This window comes from Streptococcus sp. 1004_SSPC (assembly GCF_001069025.1).
GTDB lineage: Bacteria > Bacillota > Bacilli > Lactobacillales > Streptococcaceae > Streptococcus > Streptococcus vestibularis.
The window spans coordinates 1-243 of record NZ_JWGQ01000030.1 but is presented as its reverse complement, the minus strand read 5'-3'; the positions used below and the strand labels follow the sequence as shown (position 1 = coordinate 243).

1 pseudogene is annotated in these 243 nt (G+C 43.2%); it reads right to left on the bottom strand.

Annotation, left to right across the window (positions count from 1 at the left end):
• A pseudogene (locus ADF62_RS10955) lies at positions 1-243 on the bottom strand (hypothetical protein); the annotation flags it as partial.

Below are 243 nucleotides of genomic sequence, written 5' to 3'. Positions count from 1 at the left end.
TTCCGAGTCACAATCATTGTCTAATTCTGAGTCAGCCTCAGAAAGTGCCTCTGTATCTACATCACAGTCTGTTTCCAACTCAGAATCAGCCTCTGTAAGTGAGTCAGTTTCCGAGTCACAATCAGTATCGAACTCAGAATCCGCTTCAGTAAGTGCTTCAGAATCAGCGTCAGAAAGTGATTCAGTTTCCGAGTCACAATCATTGTCAAACTCAGAATCCGCTTCAACGAGTGAGTCAATTTC